Origin of the sequence: Winogradskyella endarachnes (genome assembly GCF_009741275.1) — a bacterium.
Taxonomy (GTDB): Bacteria; Bacteroidota; Bacteroidia; order Flavobacteriales; family Flavobacteriaceae; genus Winogradskyella; species Winogradskyella endarachnes.
This window is the reverse complement of sequence record NZ_WOWS01000014.1, coordinates 1-3,138: the sequence shown is the minus strand read 5'-3', so window position 1 is coordinate 3,138 and position 3,138 is coordinate 1. Positions and strand designations below refer to the sequence as shown.

3 protein-coding genes are annotated in these 3,138 nt (G+C 33.2%); all 3 read left to right on the top strand.

The features are described from left to right. Positions 1–286: 286 nt before the first annotated feature. The 3 genes from GN138_RS15825 (at position 287) to GN138_RS15815 (ending at position 2,867) form a co-directional block, all read left to right on the top strand. Positions 287–751, top strand: coding sequence for a toxin-antitoxin system YwqK family antitoxin (locus GN138_RS15825; RefSeq protein ID WP_197429365.1), 465 nt, complete (start codon positions 287–289; stop codon positions 749–751). A gap of 149 nt (positions 752–900) precedes the next feature. Further along, positions 901–1,452: a hypothetical protein gene (locus tag GN138_RS15820; RefSeq protein WP_157364965.1), complete on the top strand. Its 552-nt coding sequence runs from the start codon at positions 901–903 to the stop codon at positions 1,450–1,452. A gap of 158 nt (positions 1,453–1,610) precedes the next feature. Then, complete coding sequence (locus GN138_RS15815) at positions 1,611–2,867, top strand: FRG domain-containing protein (protein WP_157364964.1); 1,257 nt, start codon at positions 1,611–1,613, stop codon at positions 2,865–2,867. Positions 2,868–3,138 lie beyond the last annotated feature (271 nt).

The following is a 3,138-nucleotide window of genomic DNA, read 5'->3' as shown; positions in this document are numbered from 1 at the left end:
TGGTACAACAACGTGTATAGCTCATTGCGGCTGAATTCCTAATCGGAATTCATTGCAATTTGCTATCTTCGTTCTACGGCGGAAAATCCTCGCGGATTTCCCGCAACGAGCCATACACAAAACCGTTACCTGCAATGCCGAAAAAATGAAGAACATCGCCTACATAATTATCATTCTTTTTCAAGTTCAGTTCGTTATCGGACAAGAAGACGTAATCTATATTTCGAATGACAAGCAATACGGGGAACTGAAAAACGGACTACCTGAACAGGACTCGATAATTGAATTGACTCGCAACGGAAATATAATCGGAAAAGGAGCTGTAGCTGTTGATAAAAATGGAATTAGTGATTTAAAAATTGGACGTTGGAAAGAATACTATGAGAACGGAAATATAAGAACTGAGGGGAATTACAAATTAGGTTCTTATATAGGATGTGGAGTTGGAGGAGCATTTCGTGCTTTTCATTACTACCGAACTGGATTATGGAAATTCTATAATGAGAAAGGTAAACTGATTTATGAATTGACTTTCGAACCGACTGAATTGCGTATTGCTACGACTTGCGAAGGTGGAGACAAATTACTTTTCGGAATTATTAAAGAAATACCGCTAAAATATTTGGGAGATTTAACAAGCGACAAAGTGTTCGAACTTCAAAGAATCAAAAACGACGAAGATGATTTTATAGAAATATGGACACCATTAAACGGACAAATATTTATAGAAATTATTAGAAAAAATGAATAAAGCACAGCAGGTAACAATGTATAACCGCAATTACGGCGGATTCGACTACGTCCGAATCCACTCGAAATTGCTAACGTCTGTGTTAAACCGAAAAATTTACGTACTTTAACCCGTAAACTGACGGTTATACGAGTCCGTTGCCCATAATTATGAAAAAAATCCGTCTGACATTAATAATTGCAGTTTTAATTTCAAGTTTTGGCTTCTCTCAATCAAAATCTGAAATTGAAAATCTATTGGACGGAATTTCAAAAATTGAGAACTCTAAAGAAATAACGAAAACAGAACAAGCCGAAAAACTGATTGAATATGGTTGGCGGATTTTACCGACTCTTGCAGAATTTTTTATAGACCAAACCTTGACTGAAATTAAATCGGAATGTAACAATCGGATTTTGAATAAAGGAGAAATTGCAATAATAATGGCTGACCGAATTGAGGGAATGCCTTATGCAAGAGTAACTGGAATTCAAAACTGTACATTGACTTTTTGCGAAAAAAACGCAAATCTGATAGAATATTATTTACCATTTATTGAGCGAGATGGAATTGAGAAATTTCAGAAAAAATATATGGAGTGGCTTGAAAGTGACGACAGAATTGATTGGACACCATTATTGAATGACAAAACAAAAAAAGAACGAAGAAAAATAATGCGTGAACGGAAAAGAGCAATTCGTGAAATGCAGAATAAAAAATAACTATGGGCAACAATGTATAACCGCAATTACGGCGGATTCGACTACGTCCGAATCCACTCGGAATTGCTAACGTCAGTGCTAAACCGAAAAACTTCGTATATTTATCCGTAACTGACGGTTATACGAGACCGTTAGCAACAAGCTGAAATCCGAACTAAATGAAAGAAGTTGATACATCATCAAATTTGAATTCTAGAATCAAACTATTTGCTGACTGGCTGAATAATGGTGGTGTCAAAACTATTTGGTCAAATCACTTGCTAGAAGATTTAATAAAAGTCAAATTTAGAGCAGATGGAACAGTAGATGAATCTACAGTAAGCTCAGTTGTAAGAGCTTCTCTCTTAGCTTACGAAGGAACACAATGGACACCACCACATTCTTCGATTGAGCTAATGACTGAATATCAAACAACATTACAAAAAGCTCTCTTTTTTGAGCAAATAATGATTGACACTAAAGAGGATTTTGATTCTATATATGAGCAACATAAAAATTCGGAATCAACACTTTATCGAGGAGTAACGGAAGCGAAATGGAGAATTTACAGTTCACTTCAAAGATATTGGATAAATGAAAAGTTATATAAAAACGGTACTGACTATAAAACTTTTATAGAAAAAACTATCAGCAATGCAAAAAAACAAAATGGTGGGATTTTAGAAAAGTTCTTCAAAAAAAATGGAATAAGCCCAGAGAATGATATTGCAGTTTTAAGTTTTTTACAACACTATGGTTGCCCAACACCTTTAGTAGATTGGAGTAATAACTTCAAAAACGCATTATATTTTGCTACCGAAAACGTGAATGAATATAAGGATGAATCTAGAGAAATAGACAAATATTTTAGCGTATACCACATTGAGGAAAAGGATTTAATTTCAACTAGTTTAGTCTCTCTCGTTGAAAAAGGAATTTCGGAAATGGAGAAACACGTAAAAGATAATGTCATCCAAAATGGAGAATCTGAAGGAATTGAACAAACTGAAATGGAAAAATTCTTTGGAAGAGACAGACTTAAAATGGCAACTAAAATGCTTCACCAAAATAGTCTAATAAAATTCGTAACGAAAATAGAAAGACTAATTACGTTTCCATTGACTTATTTCTCAGATATTAATGAAGAAAATGACATACAGTTTTCACTTAATAACAGTATGAATATTATAAATCAAGAAGGAGTTTTCATTTGGAATTCTCACCCTTTTAAACCAATAGAACAAGTTGGTAACGAACAATTTGGAAATAAAGAAAATGTAATTTATAGATTTTCCAAATGCTATAACATAAACAAAAAATTAACTGATTATGTGAAAGATAAAATTAGACAAGAGGGTATTAATTCAGAATTCATTTTTCCTGACCCAAATTTAATAGCAAAAAATAGTTTTGAAGAAACAAAAGCCAGTTGCTAACACCGTGTATAATTAATGGCTGTTTTTAGCCAATTTACGAAAGTCCTCGCGGACTTTCTATCTGTGTTTTATTTGTTAACTTTAGTACCTAAAACACGCCACTAATCATACACAAACACGTTGGCAATAATTTGAAAAAGCTACGCTCTATTCAATAACTTAACGCAACAAATCTAAAATTATAGATTTGTTATAATGAAAGTAAAAAAGCATAGACGACTTACCCTAAAAGAAAGAATCCAAATTGAGACTCTTTTAAACGAAAATAGAT